16 protein-coding genes are annotated in these 18,689 nt (G+C 62.3%); 11 read left to right on the forward strand and 5 right to left on the reverse strand.

Translation table 11 applies throughout. The features are described from left to right. Positions 1–314: 314 nt before the first annotated feature. From ilvG to ompA, 6 genes are all read left to right on the forward strand, one after another. On the forward strand, positions 315–1,961 hold the full coding sequence (gene ilvG / locus AC1P02_RS05750) for an acetolactate synthase 2 catalytic subunit (protein ID WP_485184471.1): 1,647 nt from the start codon (positions 315–317) through the stop codon (positions 1,959–1,961). After that, positions 1,958–2,248: an acetolactate synthase 2 small subunit gene (gene ilvM / locus AC1P02_RS05755; protein WP_005318216.1), complete on the forward strand. Its 291-nt coding sequence runs from the start codon at positions 1,958–1,960 to the stop codon at positions 2,246–2,248. The genes ilvG and ilvM overlap by 4 nt, the downstream gene beginning before the upstream one ends. A 12-nt stretch (positions 2,249–2,260) precedes the next feature. Beyond that, a complete protein-coding gene (locus tag AC1P02_RS05760) occupies positions 2,261–3,202 on the forward strand; it encodes a branched-chain amino acid transaminase (protein ID WP_059111903.1) in 942 nt (313 codons plus the stop codon). Between the two features lie 150 nt (positions 3,203–3,352). After that, positions 3,353–5,194: a dihydroxy-acid dehydratase gene (ilvD, locus tag AC1P02_RS05765; RefSeq protein ID WP_021138492.1), complete on the forward strand. Its 1,842-nt coding sequence runs from the start codon at positions 3,353–3,355 to the stop codon at positions 5,192–5,194. A gap of 77 nt (positions 5,195–5,271) precedes the next feature. Continuing rightward, a complete protein-coding gene (gene ilvA, locus AC1P02_RS05770) occupies positions 5,272–6,792 on the forward strand; it encodes a threonine ammonia-lyase, biosynthetic (RefSeq protein ID WP_005318222.1) in 1,521 nt (506 codons plus the stop codon). A 315-nt stretch (positions 6,793–7,107) separates the two neighbouring features. Next, positions 7,108–8,220 carry a porin OmpA gene (gene ompA, locus AC1P02_RS05775; RefSeq protein ID WP_485184475.1) on the forward strand — a complete coding sequence of 371 codons (1,113 nt, stop codon included), beginning with the start codon at positions 7,108–7,110 and terminating at the stop codon, positions 8,218–8,220. Between the two features lie 56 nt (positions 8,221–8,276). Here ompA and AC1P02_RS05780 read toward each other — a convergent pair whose 3' ends face one another. After that, on the reverse strand, positions 8,277–8,672 hold the full coding sequence (locus AC1P02_RS05780; RefSeq protein ID WP_170321052.1) for an HPP family protein: 396 nt from the start codon (positions 8,670–8,672) through the stop codon (positions 8,277–8,279). 133 nt (positions 8,673–8,805) lie between these two features. On the opposite strand from AC1P02_RS05780, the gene AC1P02_RS05785 reads away from it, so the two are divergent. Together AC1P02_RS05785 and AC1P02_RS05790 are read left to right on the forward strand one after the other, a co-directional pair. Then, on the forward strand, positions 8,806–9,360 hold the full coding sequence (locus tag AC1P02_RS05785; protein WP_265421868.1) for a TetR/AcrR family transcriptional regulator: 555 nt from the start codon (positions 8,806–8,808) through the stop codon (positions 9,358–9,360). Positions 9,361–9,412: 52 nt separating this feature from the next. Next, positions 9,413–10,528 carry a hypothetical protein gene (locus AC1P02_RS05790; RefSeq protein ID WP_413163114.1) on the forward strand — a complete coding sequence of 372 codons (1,116 nt, stop codon included), beginning with the start codon at positions 9,413–9,415 and terminating at the stop codon, positions 10,526–10,528. 87 nt (positions 10,529–10,615) lie between these two features. On the opposite strand, the gene priA is transcribed toward AC1P02_RS05790, so the two are convergent. Next, complete coding sequence (gene priA, locus AC1P02_RS05795; RefSeq protein ID WP_485184477.1) at positions 10,616–12,823, reverse strand: primosomal protein N'; 2,208 nt, start codon at positions 12,821–12,823, stop codon at positions 10,616–10,618. Positions 12,824–12,970: 147 nt separating this feature from the next. On the opposite strand from priA, the gene rpmE reads away from it, so the two are divergent. From rpmE to AC1P02_RS05810, 3 genes are all read left to right on the forward strand, one after another. Continuing rightward, positions 12,971–13,186: a 50S ribosomal protein L31 gene (rpmE, locus tag AC1P02_RS05800; RefSeq protein WP_005318234.1), complete on the forward strand. Its 216-nt coding sequence runs from the start codon at positions 12,971–12,973 to the stop codon at positions 13,184–13,186. A 169-nt stretch (positions 13,187–13,355) separates the two neighbouring features. After that, on the forward strand, positions 13,356–14,789 hold the full coding sequence (locus tag AC1P02_RS05805) for a DUF2867 domain-containing protein (RefSeq protein ID WP_042467752.1): 1,434 nt from the start codon (positions 13,356–13,358) through the stop codon (positions 14,787–14,789). Between the two features lie 179 nt (positions 14,790–14,968). Continuing rightward, positions 14,969–16,213, forward strand: coding sequence for a malic enzyme-like NAD(P)-binding protein (locus AC1P02_RS05810; protein WP_485184479.1), 1,245 nt, complete (start codon positions 14,969–14,971; stop codon positions 16,211–16,213). Between the two features lie 79 nt (positions 16,214–16,292). Here AC1P02_RS05810 and AC1P02_RS05815 read toward each other — a convergent pair whose 3' ends face one another. From AC1P02_RS05815 to rstA, 3 genes are read right to left on the reverse strand one after another with little or no spacing between them, the layout of a single operon-like run. Then, the gene (locus AC1P02_RS05815) at positions 16,293–16,475 is read right to left on the reverse strand and encodes a hypothetical protein (protein ID WP_005318241.1); all 183 of its coding nucleotides are present in this window, start codon (positions 16,473–16,475) and stop codon (positions 16,293–16,295) included. A 54-nt stretch (positions 16,476–16,529) separates the two neighbouring features. After that, positions 16,530–17,855: a two-component system sensor histidine kinase RstB gene (rstB, locus tag AC1P02_RS05820; protein ID WP_485184481.1), complete on the reverse strand. Its 1,326-nt coding sequence runs from the start codon at positions 17,853–17,855 to the stop codon at positions 16,530–16,532. Positions 17,856–17,893: 38 nt separating this feature from the next. Then, a complete protein-coding gene (rstA, locus tag AC1P02_RS05825) occupies positions 17,894–18,601 on the reverse strand; it encodes a two-component system response regulator RstA (protein ID WP_005318245.1) in 708 nt (235 codons plus the stop codon). Positions 18,602–18,689: the final 88 nt, after the last annotated feature.

Raw genomic sequence — 18,689 nt, forward strand, 5'->3', positions numbered from 1 at the left:
GCTGCTGCTTAGTCAAAATCAGAGTCTTGTCAGGTAAAAAAGGCTTGCCCAATAAAAATCACCGTGCTAGTTCTAATAGCCATTCGCGGTGCAAACCGCCTCAATTTCACAGGATTTCCGGTTGTAACTATGAACATGGCCTCCCGTTTCGTCAGCATTATTGTGGTCCTAGTGGTGATTATCATCTCACCGCTCGGGGCTCGTTTAGCTGCACGGAACAAGGGATAGACCCACCACCGGACAGAACGAAACAAGCGACCCCCGAGCCTCACAGCTCGGGGGTTTTTTTTCGACTACAGGACAGGATTTTCCACATGAACGGCGCGCAGTTTTTGGTACAGGCTCTCAAGAAACAGGGTGTGACCCAGGTGTTTGGTTACCCGGGCGGAGCCATCATGCCGGTCTACGACGCCCTGTATGATGGGGGGCTTGCCCATCAGCTCTGCCGCCACGAGCAGGGGGCCGCCATGGCTGCGGTGGGTTACGCACGAGCCTCCGGCCAGGTGGGGGTCTGTATCGCCACCTCGGGCCCGGGCGCCACCAATCTGGTGACCGGGCTGGCGGAGGCGCTGCTCGACTCTGTGCCTCTGGTGGCCATCAGCGGTCAGGTGCCCTGTTCCGCCATAGGTACAGATGCGTTTCAGGAGGTCGACGTGCTCGGCATGTCCCTCTCCTGTACCAAGCACTCCTTCATGGTGACCGATGTGGCGGATCTGGGGCGCGTGCTGGAAGAGGCCTTCGCCATCGCCACCGAAGGTCGTCCCGGTCCTGTGCTCATCGATTTTCCCAAGGATGTGCAGCTGGCCGCCGTGCCAGCGCAGAATCTGCTGTTTGCAGTGGAAGAGCCGGAGGCGCTCAACCCATCGGAGTTGGCCGCTGCCCGCACTCTGATCGCCGCCGCCGAGCGCCCGGTGCTCTACGTCGGTGGCGGTGTGGGCATGGCCAATGCAGAAACCCAGCTGCGCGAGTTTGCCGCCGTCACCGGCATGCCGGCGGTCACTACCCTCAAGGGGATTGGCGCGCTGGATCCTGACAGCCCTGTCTATCTGGGCATGCTCGGCATGCACGGTACCAAATCGGCCAACTATGCGGTGCAGCAGTGCGATCTGCTGGTGGTAGTGGGTGCCCGGTTCGATGACAGAGTGACCGGCAAGCTGGAGGAGTTTGCCCCCGAAGCCAAGGTGATCCATCTGGACGTGGACGCCGCCGAGTTCGGCAAGCGCCGCGCCGCCGAAGTGGGCATCACCACGGATCTCAAGCGGGTATTGCCCGCCCTGGGCATGGCACTGGCGATCGATCCCTGGCGTGAGCATTGCGCGAGCATGGCCCGCGAGTATGCGTTTCGCTACGACCACCCCGGCCAGCCCATCTATGCACCGGCCCTGCTCAAGCAACTCTCGGGCCGTCTGCCGGAAAACAGCGTGGTGGCCTGCGACGTGGGCCAGCACCAGATGTGGGTGGCCCAGCACATGCGTTTCACCAGTCCGCGCAATCATCTCTCCAGTGCCGGCCTCGGTACCATGGGGTTTGGTCTGCCCGCCGCCATCGGCGCCAAGATGTCGCGCCCCGATGATGAAGTGGTGCTGGTGAGCGGTGATGGCTCCTTCATGATGAACGTGCAGGAGCTGGGCACCATACGCCGCGCCCAGCTCAAGGTAAAAATGGTGCTGATCGACAACCAGCGTCTCGGCATGGTGCGCCAGTGGCAGGAGCTGTTCTTCGATGGTCGCTACAGCGAGACCATCCTCTCCGACAACCCCGATTTCGTCGCCCTGGCCGCCGCCTTCGGCATCCCGGGTGAGACCATCACATGCAAGGATCAAATCGCAGCAGCCCTCGACCGCCTGCTGGGGAGCGAAGGCGCCTATCTGCTGCATGTGGCCATTTCAGAGGAAGAAAACGTCTGGCCCCTGGTTCCGCCGGGAGTCGCCAACCACAAGATGATGGAGCAACGCCCATGAACCCGCACACCTTTGCGCAGCCAGCATTTGCACAGCACACCTTGCACATTCACGCCCAGCCCAGACCCGAAGTGATGGAGCGGGTATTGAGGGTGGTGCGCCACCGCGGCTTCAATCTCTGTGCCCTCAGCATGGAGATGGGGGCGGAGCAGGATTGCCAACAACTGCGGATCACGGTTACTGTCGAGTCGGTGCGTCCCATCCAGCATTTATGGAGCCAGCTGGTCAAGCTGGTGGACGTCTCCCGGGTCGATGCACTGGAACAGCAGCCCCGGATCAGAGCTTAAGGAGCAACAGCAATGTCACAGCCTTCCCAACCCCAGCCGCAATATATCTGGTTCAACGGCCACATGGTTCCCTGGCAAGATGCCCAGGTGCACGTCATGAGCCACGCCCTGCACTATGGCTCCTCTGTGTTCGAGGGTGTGCGTGCCTATGACACCCCCAAGGGGACCTGCATCTTCCGCCTGCAGGAGCACACCCGCCGCCTGTTCGACTCCGCCAAAATCTACTGGATGGAGGTCCCTTACAGCGAGGCCGAGGTGAATGAAGCCTGCCGCGCCGTGGTGCGCGAGAACGGCCTCAAGAGCGGTTATCTGCGTCCGCTGGCCTTTATCGGCAATGTGGGGCTGGGACTGCATCCACCGCTGGATGCCAAGGCCGAGCTCATGGTGGCTGCCCTGCCGTGGGGTGCCTACCTGGGGGAAGAGGGTCTGAAAAACGGGGTGGATGTGTGCGTCACCTCCTGGAACCGGCTGGCCCCCAACACGATTCCGACCGGCGCCAAAGCCGGTGGCAACTACCTCTCCTCTCAACTCATCAGCCGGGAAGCCAAGCGCAACGGCTACGCTGAAGGACTGGCGCTGGATGTGAACGGCTACCTGAGCGAAGGCGCGGGTGAGAACCTGTTTCTGGTGAAAAACGGCGTGCTCTTCACCCCGCCTGCCACCGCCGCCATCCTGCCCGGCATTACCCGCGACACCATCATGACCCTGGCCCGCGATCTGGGTTATGAGGTGCGCGAGCAGGCGCTGCCCCGCGAGGCCTTATACGTTGCGGACGAGATCTTTATGACGGGCACTGCCGCCGAAGTGACGCCTGTGCGTTCGGTGGACCGGATGAAGGTAGGTGCCGGTTGCCGTGGCCCAGTGACTGAGCAGTTGCAGAACGCCTTCTTCGGGTTGTTCAACGGCCAGACAAAGGACAAATGGAACTGGCTGACCCCGGTCGATGACAAGTAACGGCTGACCGAGAACGGGGAGGTGCCATGCCTCCCCGAGTCGCTTCCGGTCAGGGCATCCGTGTTGTGCCCTGACCAGGATCGATTCCCGATCCGCGAGTCACACATTCAAGAAATAATGCGCCCCATGGGCATTCAGGGAGTAGAGACAATGCCGAAGTTGAGATCCGCCACCACCACCCACGGACGTAACATGGCCGGGGCCCGCGCCCTCTGGCGCGCCACTGGCATGACAGACGAGGATTTCGGCAAGCCCATCATAGCCGTGGTCAACTCCTTTACCCAGTTCGTGCCGGGTCACGTCCACCTCAAGGATCTGGGCCAGCTGGTGGCCCGCGAGATCGAAGCCGCCGGCGGCGTGGCCAAAGAGTTCAATACCATAGCCGTGGATGACGGCATCGCCATGGGCCACGGCGGCATGCTCTACTCGCTGCCGTCTCGCGAGCTTATCGCCGACTCGGTGGAGTACATGGTCAACGCCCACTGCGCCGATGCCATGGTCTGCATCTCCAACTGTGACAAGATCACTCCGGGGATGCTGATGGCCGCCCTGCGCATCAACATACCCGTGATCTTCGTCTCCGGCGGCCCCATGGAAGCGGGCAAGACCAAGCTGTCCGATCAGATCATCAAACTGGATCTGGTGGATGCCATGATCCAGGGCGCCGACCCCAAGGTCTCCGATGCCCAGAGCGAGCAGGTGGAGCGCAGCGCCTGCCCTACCTGCGGCTCCTGTTCCGGCATGTTTACTGCCAACTCCATGAACTGCCTGACCGAGGCGCTGGGGCTTTCCCAGCCGGGCAACGGCTCCATGCTGGCGACCCACGCCGATCGCGAGCAGCTGTTCAAGCTGGCAGGCCAGCGCATCGTCACCCTTGCCAAGCGTTACTACCAGCAGGATGACGAGAGCGCCCTGCCACGCAACATCGCCACCAAGGCGGCGTTCGAGAATGCCATGGCGCTGGATATCGCCATGGGCGGTTCCACCAATACAGTGCTGCACCTGCTGGCGGCGGCCCAGGAGGCCGGGGTGGACTTCACCATGGCCGATATCGATCGCATGTCTCGCAAGGTGCCCCAGCTGTGCAAGGTGGCCCCCTCTACCCAGAAGTACCATATGGAAGATGTGCACCGTGCCGGTGGCGTGGTCGCCATTTTGGGTCAGCTGGAGAAGGCGGGTCTGGTGCACGGTGACACCCGTACCGTACTGGGCGGCTCCCTGGCCGAGCTGCTCAACGAATACGACGTCAGCCGCCAGCCGAGCCAGGAGGTGGTGGACTTCTACCGCGCTGGCCCTGCCGGTATCCGCACCACCAAGGCGTTCAGCCAGGATTGCCGCTGGCCTGAGCTGGATGTGGACAGAGCCGAGGGCTGCATCCGCTCGCTGGAGCATGCCTACAGCCTGGAGGGGGGCCTCGCCGTGCTTTCCGGCAACCTGGCCCTTGATGGCGCCATCGTAAAAACGGCCGGTGTGGATGACGAGAACCTCTGCTTCCGTGGCCCGGCACGGGTATTCGAGAGCCAGGACACGGCGGTTGCCGGCATTCTGGATGGCACGGTCAAGGCCGGTGAAGTGGTAGTGATCCGCTACGAAGGGCCAAAAGGGGGTCCGGGCATGCAGGAGATGCTCTATCCCACCACCTATCTCAAGTCCATGGGATTGGGCAAGCAGTGCGCCCTGATCACCGATGGCCGCTTCTCAGGCGGCACTTCGGGTCTCTCCATCGGCCACGTCTCGCCTGAGGCGGCCTCTGGCGGCACTATCGGTTTGGTGGAAGATGGCGACATCATCAACATCAACATCCCGGCCCGTAGCATGGTGCTGGAGGTGGCCGACAGTGTGCTGGCAGCCCGTCGTGTCGCCGTCGAGGCCCGTGGCTGGAAGCCGCTGGATCGTCAGCGTCAGGTCTCCTTTGCCCTGCGCGCCTACGCCATGCTTGCCACCAGCGCCGACAAAGGCGCTGTGCGTGATCGCAGCAAGCTGGAGGAGTGATGATGAGCCTTTATCGTTTGCTCCGTGATGAGCCGGGCGCAGTATGTGCCCATCAATGCGAGACGGAGGAATAACTCATGGTCTCTGCGGCTGATTATCTACGCAAGGTGTTGCTCTCCCCCGTCTATGAGGCGGCGCGGGTGACTCCCTTGCAGACCCTTAAAAAATTGTCCGAACGGCTTGGCAACCATGTGGCGCTCAAGCGTGAAGACTTGCAACCCGTGCACTCCTTCAAGCTGCGCGGTGCCTATCACAAGATCGCCACCCTGACCCAGGAGCAGAAGGATCACGGCGTCATCGCCGCCTCTGCCGGCAACCATGCCCAGGGGGTCGCCCTGTCGGCGGCCAAGCTCGGCATCAAGGCCATCATAGTGATGCCCAAGACCACGCCGGACATCAAGATCGATGCGGTACGCCGCCAGGGCGGCAACGTCATGCTGTTTGGCAACAGCTTCGATGAGGCCTATGCCGAGAGCCGCCGCCTCTCCGAACTGGAGGGCTACACCCTGATACCGCCGTTTGACGACGTCGAAGTGATCGCGGGCCAGGGCACTATCGGCAAGGAGCTGCTGGAGCAGGATACCCATCTCACCCACGTCTTCGTGCCTGTGGGTGGCGGTGGCCTGGCCGCCGGGGTGGCGGTTTATATCAAGCAGCTGCTGCCGGACGTCAAGGTGATCGGGGTGGAAGCGGAAGGGTCCGCCTGCCTCAAGGCTGCCATGGAGGCAGGCGAGCCGGTCAATCTGGAGCGGGTCTCGCTGTTTGCTGACGGTGTGGCGGTCAAGCGCATCGGCACAGAGACGTTTCGCCTCTGCAACCAGTATCTGGATGAGGTGGTGACTGTCTCCAACGACCAGATCTGCGCCGCGCTGAAAGACATCTTCGATGACTGTCGTGCCATTGCCGAACCTTCCGGCGCCCTGTCGCTGGCGGGGCTCAAGGCCTACAGCGAGCGGGAACAGGTCAAGGGCGGGCGGATGGCGGCCATTCTGTCGGGGGCCAACGTCAACTTCCACAGCCTGCGCTACGTGTCGGAGCGCTGCGAGATCGGCGAGAAGCGCGAGGGCATGCTGGCGGTGACCATACCCGAGCGCAAGGGGGCCTTCCTCGACTTTTGTCGCCAGCTTGGTCCGCGCATGGTGACCGAGTTCAACTACCGCTATTCGGATGCGGCCCAGGCCTCCCTGTTTGTCTCGGTGCGCCTGACCGGTGGCGACGAGGAGCTGGGCCAGATCATCGATCAACTCGGCGGCAACGGCTATCCGGTGGTCAACATGACAGAGAGCGAGCTGGCCAAGAACCACGTGCGCTACATGATTGGCGGCCGCCCGGCCCGGCCCCTCGGTGAACGTCTCTACAGCTTCAAGTTTCCGGAGCAACCGGGCGCCCTGATGCGCTTTCTGGAGACCCTGGGCTGTCGCTGGAACATCAGCCTGTTCCACTACCGTAACCACGGCGCCGACTACGGCCGTGTGCTCTGCGCCTTCGAGCTGCCGGACGAGGATGTGGCCGCTTTCCACGACTACCTGCGCGAGATTGGCTACGGCTGGAAAGAGGTCAGTGACGACCCCGCCTACCGGCTGTTTCTGGCCAGCTGATACAGAGCGAAAAGCAGGAGGGAGGCGTTATGCCTCCCTCTTCTTTTTGGGCCTGTTTCTTGGGTCTATGGTGGCGACAGCGACATATTGGCCACCGGAAGATCCGGGTTTATGCAGCGCTTTCAACGCACTATGAAAATCCTCATGCACAGGGTCGTTTTCCCGTCTGGAATGTCGCCAGCTTCACACTCTTGAGTCCCTGGTCATTTGAGGCTGACAAGAGATGGGATAACCTGAGTGGCGGGGCCAGCTTGGCCCCATCAGGGAAGAGAGCGCATTGCGCGCCCACAACGACTTATTGCAGAGGCTTTCACCATGAATAAATCGATACTTGCCGCTCTGGTCAGCGGCCTGCTTGCGACGGGGGCCGTGCAGGCTGCCGCCCAGGACAATACCTGGTATGCCGGGGGCAAGGCCGGTTGGTCCAAGTACTTCGACGTCGACCAGAAGCAAGTGGTTTCGGATACCCTGGGGGCGCTGCAAAATACCGGCACCAGCAAGGATGCTCTCGGACTGGGTGCGTTTGCCGGTTATCAGCTCAACCCCAACCTGGGTTTCGAGTTCGGCTATGACTGGCTCGGCAAGTACACCTCGTCCGGTGAGCTGAGCGGGGTCAGGGTGGAGGGGGAAGCCAAGAGCCAGATGATCCAGGCCACCATGAAGATAGGGTTTCCGGTCAATGATGCGCTGGATCTCTATGGCCGGATTGGCGGTGGCTATGCCTGGACAGACAGCGAGCTGTCAGCCCGGACGGCGACCGATTTCATCAAGGAGACCGGCGACAAGCATGGCGCAGTTTTTGTCGGGGCCCTGGGCGCCGAATACGCTATCGACCGTGACTGGGCCGCCCGTCTCGAATATCAGTACACAACCCCGCTGGGAGATGCCTCCCTCGATCGTTCCGGCATAGAGATGGATAACGGCCTGCTCTCTGTGGGCATGCTCTATCGCTTCGGCCAGCACGAGCACGGGAACGAGGTGGTGGCCCCTGCTCCGGCCCCCGCCGTGGAACCCGCACCTGCCGTTGTGGTGGCCCCCAAGACGTTCAGCCTGAGTTCGGATGTGCTGTTCGAGTTCAACAAGGCCACCCTTAAACCGGCTGCCAGTCAGGCGCTCGATACCCTGTTCAGCCAGATAGTGGCCGCCAATCCCAAGGATGGTGCCGCGACTGTGGTGGGGCATACCGACCGTATCGGCTCCGATGCTTACAATCAGGCATTGTCCGAACAACGTGCCCGCACAGTGGCCGACTATCTGATCACCAAGGGACTGTTTGCCGACAAGGTGCGGGTGGAGGGGCGTGGCAAATCTTTCCCCGTGACCGGCAACAACTGCACCACTGGCTCCAGGCCCGCACTCATCGCTTGTCTGGCCCCGGATCGCCGGGTCGAGATCCACCTGGAAGGGGTCTCCCAGCCAGTCCAGTAACGGCATGGACGGGATAGCGAGATAACAAGGAGGGAGGCGCTGCCTCCCTCCTTGCTTTATGTGGTTCTGAGCGGCCATCGCTTCAGCCGTTGAAAACCTTGGCCCAGCAGGATCAGCAGCAAGGCGCCCGGCAGCACTGTCTGCCACAGGAAGGGCCACTCCTGTCCCGTCATCAACACCAGCAAGGGGTTGGCGCCAGCGGGGGGATGGATGAGATCCAGACCCTGCATCAGCGCGATGGCCAGACCCACTCCCAATGCCAGCTGCAACTCCAGCGGCAAGGGGAGCCACTGCACCAGCAGTCCGACACTGGCGGTCAGCAGATGGCCTCCGAGCACCTTGGACGGACGAGCCAGCGGGCTCGCCGGCAGTGAAAACAGCAGCACACAGCTTGCCCCGAAAGGCGCCATGATCAGGGCCGTGTGCCAACTGACGTTCAACCAGCCCAGTATCCCGATCGCCAAGGCGGCCCCCAACCCTGCCCAGAGCGGGCCATACCATTTTTTCATCACGTTTCTCTCTTGGTTTGTCTGACGTGATTAGGCACATTAGGTAGACAGATCGGTGTACTTCAAGGGATGAATCGTGAGTGAAAAGCGCCAACAGCTGATGGCAACCGCCTATCGCCTGTTCAATCGCCATGGTTTTCACGCAACCGGCATAGATCGCATCTGGGCGGAGGCGGGTAGCACCAAGCGAACCCTCTACCGCCATTTTCCGACCAAGGATGCCTTGATCGAGGCTGTACTGCTCTCCCGCGAGCAGGAGTTCTTCGCCCTGCTCGAGGGGAAGCTGGCAGGTCTGGAGGGGAGGGAGAGTCGATTGCAGGCTCTGCTCGACGGATTCGGGGAGTGGTTTGGTCGCAGTGATTTCTACGGCTGCAACTTCATCAATGCCAGCGCCGAATTTGCCGATCCGCGTCATCCGGTGCGCAAGCTGGTGGTGGCGCACAAACAGGCGCTGTTGAACTGGGTCAGGGTGCAGCTCGGGTGCAGCATCCCGCAAGCCACCGGACTTTGTCTCTTGCTGGAGGGCGCCGTTGTGATGGCCCACAGCTATCAGCAGCCGCTGGCACTGGTGCAGGCCAGATCGCTGGCCCTGGCCTTGTTATGTGCCGATGATGATGCAACCGTGATCTGATATAGCCAATCGGTGTTAAGCCCCCAGTTGCAGCTGGTCGATAACTGACCAGATGTATAGCGCAGAGGGCGATCAGATGCGCATCGATCACTACGACCTCCAGGGGGAGGTGCAACACCAGTATCAGCAGCTACAGACTCGCAAGGTACGTAATCTGGGGCCTGTCGCCCCGGTTGTGCCCGGGAATACGACAGCCGGTGAGGCCACCCCTGCGGCAGGTCCGGCTGCGGATCCTGTTGTGGAACGCGTGGTGGCGGAGCTGATGCGCTCAGCCAGAACGATCTCGACGCAAGGGGGGGCGGGTCAGCAAGGTGCCATGGGGACTGAGGGGGTACCCTCTCTGGTCAAACCGGAAGCCGAGGAGACCAATCCAAATGACGGCCTGGATAACCGGCTGCGGCTGATCAAGCTGATGATAGAGGCCATGCTCGGCCACGAGATAGAGCTGCCCAAACCCATCAAGTCATATGAAGGGGAGATAGAGGGCGTGGCCCAGGGAGAGGCCGCCCCTCAGGCAGCGGAGCCGGATCAGGCGGTGGAGGTGACCGACACTCTGCTGGAACAGGAGCAGCTCAATGTAGTGGCATCGGCCAGCGTGCAGACCAGTGACGGCCAGACCCTGCAGCTCGATCTCGGCTTTGTCCTCGACTGGCGTCAGCTTGAAGTGAGTCAGCGCCGAACCACCCTCAATGCCCTGAAAGACCCGCTGGTGCTCAGTCTGGATGGCAAGATAGCCGATCTGACCGAGGCACGGGTCAACTTCGATATCGATCAGGATGGCAAGGATGACAGCCTGCCGGGTTTGAGCGAAGGCAGTGGTTTCGTGGCGCTGGATCGCAACGGCAACGGCGCCATAGACGATGGTGGCGAGCTGTTCGGTGCCCGTTCCGGCAATGGTTTTGGTGAGCTGGCGGCGCTGGATGAAGATGGCAACGGCGTACTGGATGAACGAGACAGCCACTTCTCTGCCCTGCAGTTCTGGCACCCGGACCATGCCCCCATCGCCTTGGTGGAGCTTGGGATAGGTGCCATACTGCTACGCCCTCTGGATACCCCCTTCAACCATCTGGGGGAGAGCGGCAATCAGGGGGTCCTGCGCCAATCCGGCCTCTACCTCACCGAGCAGGGCAAGGGGGGCTGGGTGCAGCAGATCGATCTGCGGGTCTGAACCCGGACCCAGGCTGGCGAATCGCGGGATCGCGAGTCACCACTTCTGGCAAGTCGCCGCCAGCGCTTGAGCAATATACGAACTGGTTCAGTTCAGCTCGGTGGGGTCAATATCCAGACTCCAGCGTACTTTCTTGGTCTCGGGCCAGCCGTCCAGCTCCTTGACCGCCCAATCCATCAGTTGTGCCAGCGGGGCCCGGTTCGGCCCCTGCACCAGCAACTGCATCCGGAACTTGCCCGCCTTGCGTTCCATGAAGCCGCTGATGGGCCCCAGTACCTGCACGTGGGGGTAACGGGCGCTGCGCAGCGTATCTGCGAGGCGAGCGAGAAACAGCTGTACCTCGTCACGGCCATTGGCCTCGGCCCGAAACAGCCCTTGATAGCTGAACGGTGGCAACCCCAGCAGGTGGCGCTCTTTCAGCGCCGTGTCGGCGAAGTGGCCGTAACCGTTCTGGGTCAGATCCTGCAACAGGGCATGTTCAGGGTGGTGGCTCTGCAACACCACCAGACCGGGCTTGCTGGCACGACCTGCGCGACCCGCCACCTGGGTGTAGAGCTGGGCCAGTTTCTCGGCGGCGCGAAAATCGGCGGAAAACAGGGCGCCATCCACATCCAGCAGGCCCACTAGTGTCACATCCGGGAAGTGGTGGCCCTTGGCCAGCATCTGGGTGCCGATCAGGATCTTGTACTTGCCCGCCTTGATGTCGCCGAGATGGGTCTCCAGCTCCCCTTTACGGCGGGTGTTGTCTCTGTCGATGCGCACTACGGGGTATTGGGGGAACACAGTGGTGAGCAGCTGCTCCAGCTGCTCTGTGCCCACCCCTGAGCCTATCAGCTCCTTGCTGCCGCACTCGGGGCAGCTGTGGGGCAGCGGGCGCACGCTGTCGCAGTGATGGCAGTGCAGGCGACGCCCTGCCTGATGCCAGGTGTACCAGGCGTCACAGCGCTCGCAGGCGGCGCTCCAGCCACACTGGTGGCAGATCAGCGAGGGGGCATAGCCGCGCCGGTTGAGAAACAGCATCACCTGATTGCCCGCCGCCAGGTGCTCCGCCATCAGCTGCTCCAGCTGGGGGGAGAGCCCGGCCTGCAGCCGAACGCTCTTGATGTCCAGGATCACCTGACGGGCAGTCTGGGCGTTGCCGGCGCGCCGCGTCAGGCTGAGGTGGTGATACTTGCCGGTTCTGGCGTTGTGCAGCGTTTCCAGCGACGGGGTGGCCGAGCCGAGCAGGATGGGAATGCCGGCGCGATGGGCCCGCATCACGGCGAGATCCCGTGCGTGGTAGCGAAAGCCGTCCTGCTGCTTGAAGGAGCTGTCGTGTTCCTCGTCGATGATGATGATGCCGAGGTTCTTGAACGGGGTGAAGACGGCGGAGCGGGTCCCTATCAGGATGGCGGCGCCGCCATCGCGGCAGGCGAGCCAGGCATCGAGCCGCTCCCTGTCATTCATGGCGGAGTTCATCGCCACCACAGGCACCTTGAAGCGGCGGCGGAAGCGATTGATGGTCTGGGGGGTCAGGCCGATCTCCGGCACCATCACCAGCGCCTGCTTGCCCGCCTTGAGCAGGGGTTCGAGAATGCTGAGGTAAACCTCTGTCTTGCCTGACCCTGTGATGCCGTCCAGCAGGAAGGCGCCGAACTGGTCGCTCTGGCTGGTGACGGCGGATACCGCCAGCGCCTGCTCGCCGTTGAGGCGCAGCCCTTCTCCCGCGTCAAATTGCGTCGCCCAGTCACCATCATGACTCGGCTCCAGGCTGCGTTTCTCCAGCAGGCCCTTCTTCTCCAGCGCCGTGAGCACCGCGCTCTGGATCTCCTCCTGCTTGAGGGCGGACGGGGTTTGCGGCCCCTTGCGCAGTAAAGCGAGGGCCTGTTGCTGCTTGGCGGCCCGCTTTAGCTCATTGAGGTCCATATCCATCCCGGCTTGCGTGGCAAACCAGAACTCCAGCTCCCGATAGGCGGCTGGCTCCCCCTTGCGTACCAGTACCGGCAGAGCGTGGGGCAACACCTCTCCCAGCGGATGCTGGTAGTAGTTTGCGCTCCAGTTCATCAGCGCCAGTATGTCCGGCCCCAGCACTGGCGTGCTGTCGAGCACCCTTTTCAAGGGTTTCAACTTGGCTCTGGGCACCTGGCTCTCGGCCGGATGGTCGACCACCAGCCCGACCAGCGTCTGGGGACCGAAAGGGATCTCGACCCGACAGCCGGGCTCAGGCAGGGGCAAGGGAGAGAGATAGTCGAAGTGACGGCGTAACGGTACCGGGACAGCGACACGAACCAGATCCAGCGTTTGGGAAGAATTCACCAGGGATTGCCTATTTTTTCTGCGAAGCCACTTGCCTGATCTCAGGCATTTCCTATATTATTCGCAGCCTTTGAAACTGTGTTCAACAATCGTGTGGTGTCCGACAGAAGATCGGATAGCGACACGGCCTGATAATTGAGGTTGTCCATGAAAGCTGGTATCCATCCCGAGTACGTAGCCATCACCGCCAAGTGCTCTTGCGGTAACGTCATCAACACTTTCTCTACCATGGGTAAAGATCTGAACCTGGACGTGTGCTCCGCATGCCACCCGTTCTATACCGGCAAGCAGAAAGAAGTTTCTAGCGGCGGCCGTGTAGACAAGTTCAACAAGCGTTTCGGTGGCTTGACTGCCAAGAAGTAATCTTACTTCTGAAGAATTCTGAAAAAGGCGCCCATCGGGCGCCTTTTTCATTGGTCGACGTTTTGTATTGAACCGGTTTGCCCTATGGTGTTGGCTCAATCAAGGGAGATGCATGTCTGTCGATGACAGCACCTTCATGGTGAGCATGAACAATACGGGAGGAGTGCCAATGCGAAATTGTCTGGTGATGGGAGCCGCGGGTTATATCGGTTCCTATCTGGTCCCTCACCTGCAAGGGCTGGGTTATCGGGTGATCGCTGGCGCTCGTCGCCCCTGCCGTCTGCCGCAGGGCGTGGAGTTTCGCTTTGCCGACAGCCTCAAGCCCATCACACTGCTGCCTGCGCTGGCGAACATAGACACCGTCTTCTATCTGGTCCACGCCATGGGTGCTGGCGCCGATTTTCACCGGCTGGAGCAGCAGGGAGTGAAGAACTTTGCCGCCGCCGCCCGCGCCGCCGGGGTGCGCCGCATCATCTATCTGGGTGCCATTCAGCCAGAGCAGTGCAACAGTCGCCATCTCAACTCCCGCCGCTATTGTGGTGAACTGTTTCGTGACTCGGGTGTGCCGACGGTGGAGCTGCGCTCCGGCATCATCATAGGGCCGGGCTCGGCTGCCTTCGAGGTGATGCGGGATCTGGTGTTCAACCTGCCCATGATGGTGACTCCCAAGTGGGTGCGCTCTCGCACGCCTCCCATCGCCCTCTCCAATCTGTTGCACTATCTGGGCGGGCTGGTGGAAGTTGAGGGAGTGGATGGCCAGGTGCTCAATGCCGTTGGCCCCGAGCTGCTCAGCTACCAGCAGCAGTTGCAGAAGTTTGCCGCCCATATCGGCAAGCGCTGCCCCATTATTCCCATCCCCTTCCTGAGCCCCAAGCTTTCCGCCTGGTGGCTGCAATTCGTCACGTCTGTGCCGCAGCCGGTGGCCAAGGCGCTGGTGGGTGGCCTCAAGCACGATATCCCTGCCGATGATGGCCCGCTGCGGGCCTTGCTGCCCCAGACACTGCTCAGTTTTGACGAGGCGCTGGCGGAGAGTCTGGCGCTGGAGCAGAAGCTCGGTGCCGAGCAGCAGGGGGAGGAGACGCCGCTGGGCTTGCGCTGGCGCCATCCCGAGTACGGCTTCTATGACCGCACCGCCAGCGGGGAGGCCATCTGTCTCGCCTCGCCAGAGGTGGTGTGGCAGGTATTGCAGCAGTTGGGGGGGGAGCAGCGCTACTTCTACATGAACGAGCTGTGGGTGGTGCGAGAGTGGATGGATCACCTGATCGGCGGCCCGGCCCGTACCCGTGGTCGCACCAACCCGGATCGCTTCGTGAAGGGGGACATGCTGGACTCCTGGCAGATCCTGGGGGTGGACGAAGGGCGCAGGCTGGATCTGCTGTTCAACATGAAGGCGCCCGGGGTGGGGCGACTGGCGTTCAATATCCTGCCGGAGGAGTCCGGTCTGACCCGGATCAGGGTTACCGCCCACTGGCATCCCCAAGGGGCCTGGGGGCTGGCCTACTGGCTTGCCATGCTGCCGTTTCATCTCTTCATCTTTCAGGGGATGACGGAGGCCATCGCCAGACAGGCAGAAGCCAAAGCAGGCATCCCTGTGATGGGATGAAACCACATCTATAACTAAATAGGTATTCATGGTTAGCATGACATGCTAATTACTGAATTGTCATTGGTCGCCGGCGATACTTTCCTCTGTGAAAGGCCGGCGGTTTTCTTTATGATCCCCAGCCCTCGCCTGTCGCGAGCCAATGCACCACATCATTCACTTCCGTATCGGGGTCCCCCATGTCCGATCTGCGTCAAGAAGCACTCGATTACCACGCTCAGCCCGTGCCGGGCAAAATTGCCATCGCCCTCACCAAGCCCGCCGAGACAGCCCACGATCTGGCGCTGGCCTACAGCCCGGGTGTGGCCGAGCCGGTGCGCGAGATCGCCGCCAATCCCGATGATGCCTACCGCTACACCGGCAAGGGCAACCTGGTGGCCGTCATCTCCAACGGTACCGCCATACTGGGGCTGGGCAACCTGGGCCCGCTGGCTTCCAAGCCGGTGATGGAGGGCAAGGCCCTTTTGTTCCAGCGCTTTGCCGGCATAGATGCCATCGATATAGAGGTGAAGCACGAGACCAGCCAGCAGTTCATCGACACTGTGGCGGCCATCGCCGACACCTTCGGTGGCATCAATCTGGAAGACATCAAGGCGCCGGAGTGCTTCGAGATCGAAGAGGCGCTGATCGCGCGCTGCGATATTCCCGTGTTCCATGATGACCAGCACGGCACCGCCATCGTTACCGCCGCCGGTCTGCTCAATGCGCTGGAAGTGCAGGGCAAGCGCATCGAACAGAGTCGCATCGTCTGCATGGGGGCGGGGGCTGCGGCCACTGCCTGCATGGATCTGCTGATCAAGTGCGGCGCCGCGCCACACAACATCTTCATGCTCGACCGCCAGGGAGTGATCCACACGGGTCGTACCGACCTGAACCGCTACAAGCAGCGCTTTGCCAACGATACGCCGCTGCGCACCCTGATGGATGTGATTGAAGGGGCGGATGTGTTTGTCGGTGTGTCCGGTCCGGATGTGCTGCCCGCCGAAGCGGTGGCCCTGATGGCGCCGCGCCCGGTGATCTTCGCCTGCTCCAACCCGGACCCGGAGATCAAGCCGTCCCTGGCCCACTCGGTGCGCGATGACCTTATCATGGGCACGGGCCGCTCCGATTATCCGAACCAGATCAACAATGTGCTCTGTTTCCCCTTCATCTTCCGCGGCGCGCTGGACGCCCGCGCCAGCCGCATCAACGATGCCATGAAGATAGCCGCGGTCGAGGCGATCCGCGGTCTGGTGAAGGAGCCCGTACCGGCCGAGGTGCTGACCGCCGCAGGGGTGAGTGCGCTGGCCTTCGGCAAGGATTACGTCATTCCCAAGCCGATGGATGCCCGTCTGCTGCCACGGGTGGCCCGTGCCGTGGCACTGGCGGCGGTAACCTCCGGCGTGGCGCGCGTTGCTCTGCCGGCAGACTACATGCTGGAATAAGTCTGCGGCGTCATGCCGACCACGACAGAAGGGGCCCCATCATGGGGCCCCTTTTTGTTACGGGAAGCTTGATGCGTCGTTATTTGGTCTTGGGAGCGACCTTGACGGCCGGTGTCTTGGCATGAGTGGCCTTGTGGTGCTTTTTCACCACCTTGGTCTGGGTCGCCTGAGGGGCGGCGGCCTTGGTGGGGGTGGCGGCCATGGTGAAGCCGGAGGTCAGGGCGAAGACAGCGGCCAGGCTCAGGGGGATCAGCTTGTTCATATTCCAGTTCCTCATTCGGGTTGATGACATGGAGCCTTTCTCCATAACTTCATCCTAGGGCCGTTCCGCTGGCGGTTCAGTGAGTGGCTGGTGACGGTTTGTATCCAAATGTACGGGCAGCTTCAGGCAGAAGCGGGCACCGACTGCGCTGGACAGCAGCTGCACCTCACCGCCGTGGTGGCGGGCTATGCTGCGCACTATGGCGAGGCCGAGGCCGGCGCCGCCGGTACGGCGATCCCGGCTCTGATCCAGCCGCACGAAGGGCTCGAAGATCTGGGGCGCCAGCGCCGGATCTATGCCGGGGCCGTCGTCGGCCACCTCCAGCAGATAGTGATCCTGTTGCTGGCTCATGGCGAGGGTCACCCGGCTGGTGGCGTGGCGCAGGGCGTTGCCGATGAGGTTCTCCAGCGCGCGATCCAGCAGGCGGGGATCGCCGCGCCAGGGCAGGGAATGGGTGGGACACACCAAGTTGAGTCGTTTTTCTGGCCGCAGCGCCTGCCAGTCCGGTAGGTGGCTGCCGGCCCAGCTGGCCAGCTCCAGCTCGCTGCATTGCAACGGCAGCTCGGGACGATCCAGCCTAGCGTAGGTGAGCATCTCCTCGATGAGGGCGTCCAGTGCCCCCAGATCGCGCTCCAGCCCCTGTTGTTCCGCTGCCGATGGTTGCGGGTCCAGCATGGCGAGCCGGTAGCGCAGCCTGACCAGCGGGGTGCGCAGCTCGTGGGCGATGGCATCGGTCAGCTGTTTGCGACTGGCCAGCATGGCTTGCAGCTGCTCCGTCATCTGATCGAAGGTGCGTCCCACCCGGCCCAGGCTGCTGCCGGGCGGCAGGCCGGTGCGGCTGGAGAGATCCCCGTCACCCACCCGGCGGGCGGTTTGTTCGAGCCGTTGCAGGCCACGCCAGTGCGGGCGCAGCCAGAGCAGGATCGGCAGACCGAGGGAGAGACCTATGGCCAGCAGCAGCCCCACATCCACCCAGTGCAGCTCGTGCAGATAGGAGAGATAGGGCACTGGGCCGACGATCAGCACCTGATCGGTGCCCGGGATGCGCTGCAGGAAGGTGTCATCCCCCTCGACGATGACTATGTTGCCCGCCTCGAGAAAGGCCTGATCCTCCTTGGCCAGCGGCTGGTTGGCGAGGGCGCCGATCTGCAGCGGCAGGGTGAGCTGGCGACTCTGCTCCGCCATGCGCACGGGCCAGTGTTCAGGCGGCAATCGCGCCAGTTCGCCGGTGAGCAGGCCGAGGGAGCCTTGCATCATCCGCTCCAGATAGCGGTCACCCGCCCGCTCGGCGCTGACCTGATAGACAAGGCCGACCAGCAGTATGGCCAGGGTGAAACAGCCGATCAGCAGCAGGTAGAACTGGATAAACAGACGGCGCATTGGGTGTGCTCTCCCGTGGTCAGTGGCGGATGACCCTATTATTCCCAGGCGTGGGGCACCAGCAGATAGCCTTTCTGGCGCACCGTCTTGATGCGGGTCGGGTTGTTGCTGTCATCCCCCAGCTTGCGGCGCAGGCGGGAGATGGCCACATCCATGCTGCGATCCTGGCCGTCGTAGTCGCGGCCACGCAGGCTGCGAAACAGCGCCTCCCGTCCCAGGATCTGGCCCGCATGGCAGGCCAGCTCCCACAAGAGGTCGAAGTCGGCGGTGGAGAGAGGGATGCTGTCGCCATCGAGCCGAACGTCCCGGCCCGGCCCGTCGATCCTCAAGCGGCCGAACTGCAGGCGCTGGGGCGGCGTATTGGCCACGGCTGCTTGCGGTGCCTGTCCCTGCTGGCGGAACTGGACCCGCAGCCGGGCCAGCAGCACAGGGGGCGGCGTTGTCTTGAGGATGTAGTCGTTGGCTCCCAGCTCCAGGCTGAGGATCTGGTTCATGTCGCTGTCGAGGGAGGTGAGCATGACGATGGGGCCCTTGAAGCGCGGCCGCAGATCCCGGCACAGGGAGAGGCCATCCTGTCCAGGCAGCATGATGTCGAGCAGCACCAGGTCTGGTTGCTCGGCTTCGATTCTGGCAAGTGCCATGTCGCCTCTGGGTTCCAGCAGCACGTCGATGTCGTGGCGGGCAAGCCAGCTGCTGATTAGCTGGCCTATTTCGGGATCATCTTCAACAAAAAGAATGCGTTGCATTGTGGCGTGACACCCTGGCAGTGGCGCGGATGCGCGCCTGCCAGCATACCGGCTCCCCGCGTGGCGTGCACCGGGATAACTAATCAAA

The sequence above is a fragment of the Aeromonas sp. TS_SC_11 genome (assembly GCF_057318915.1).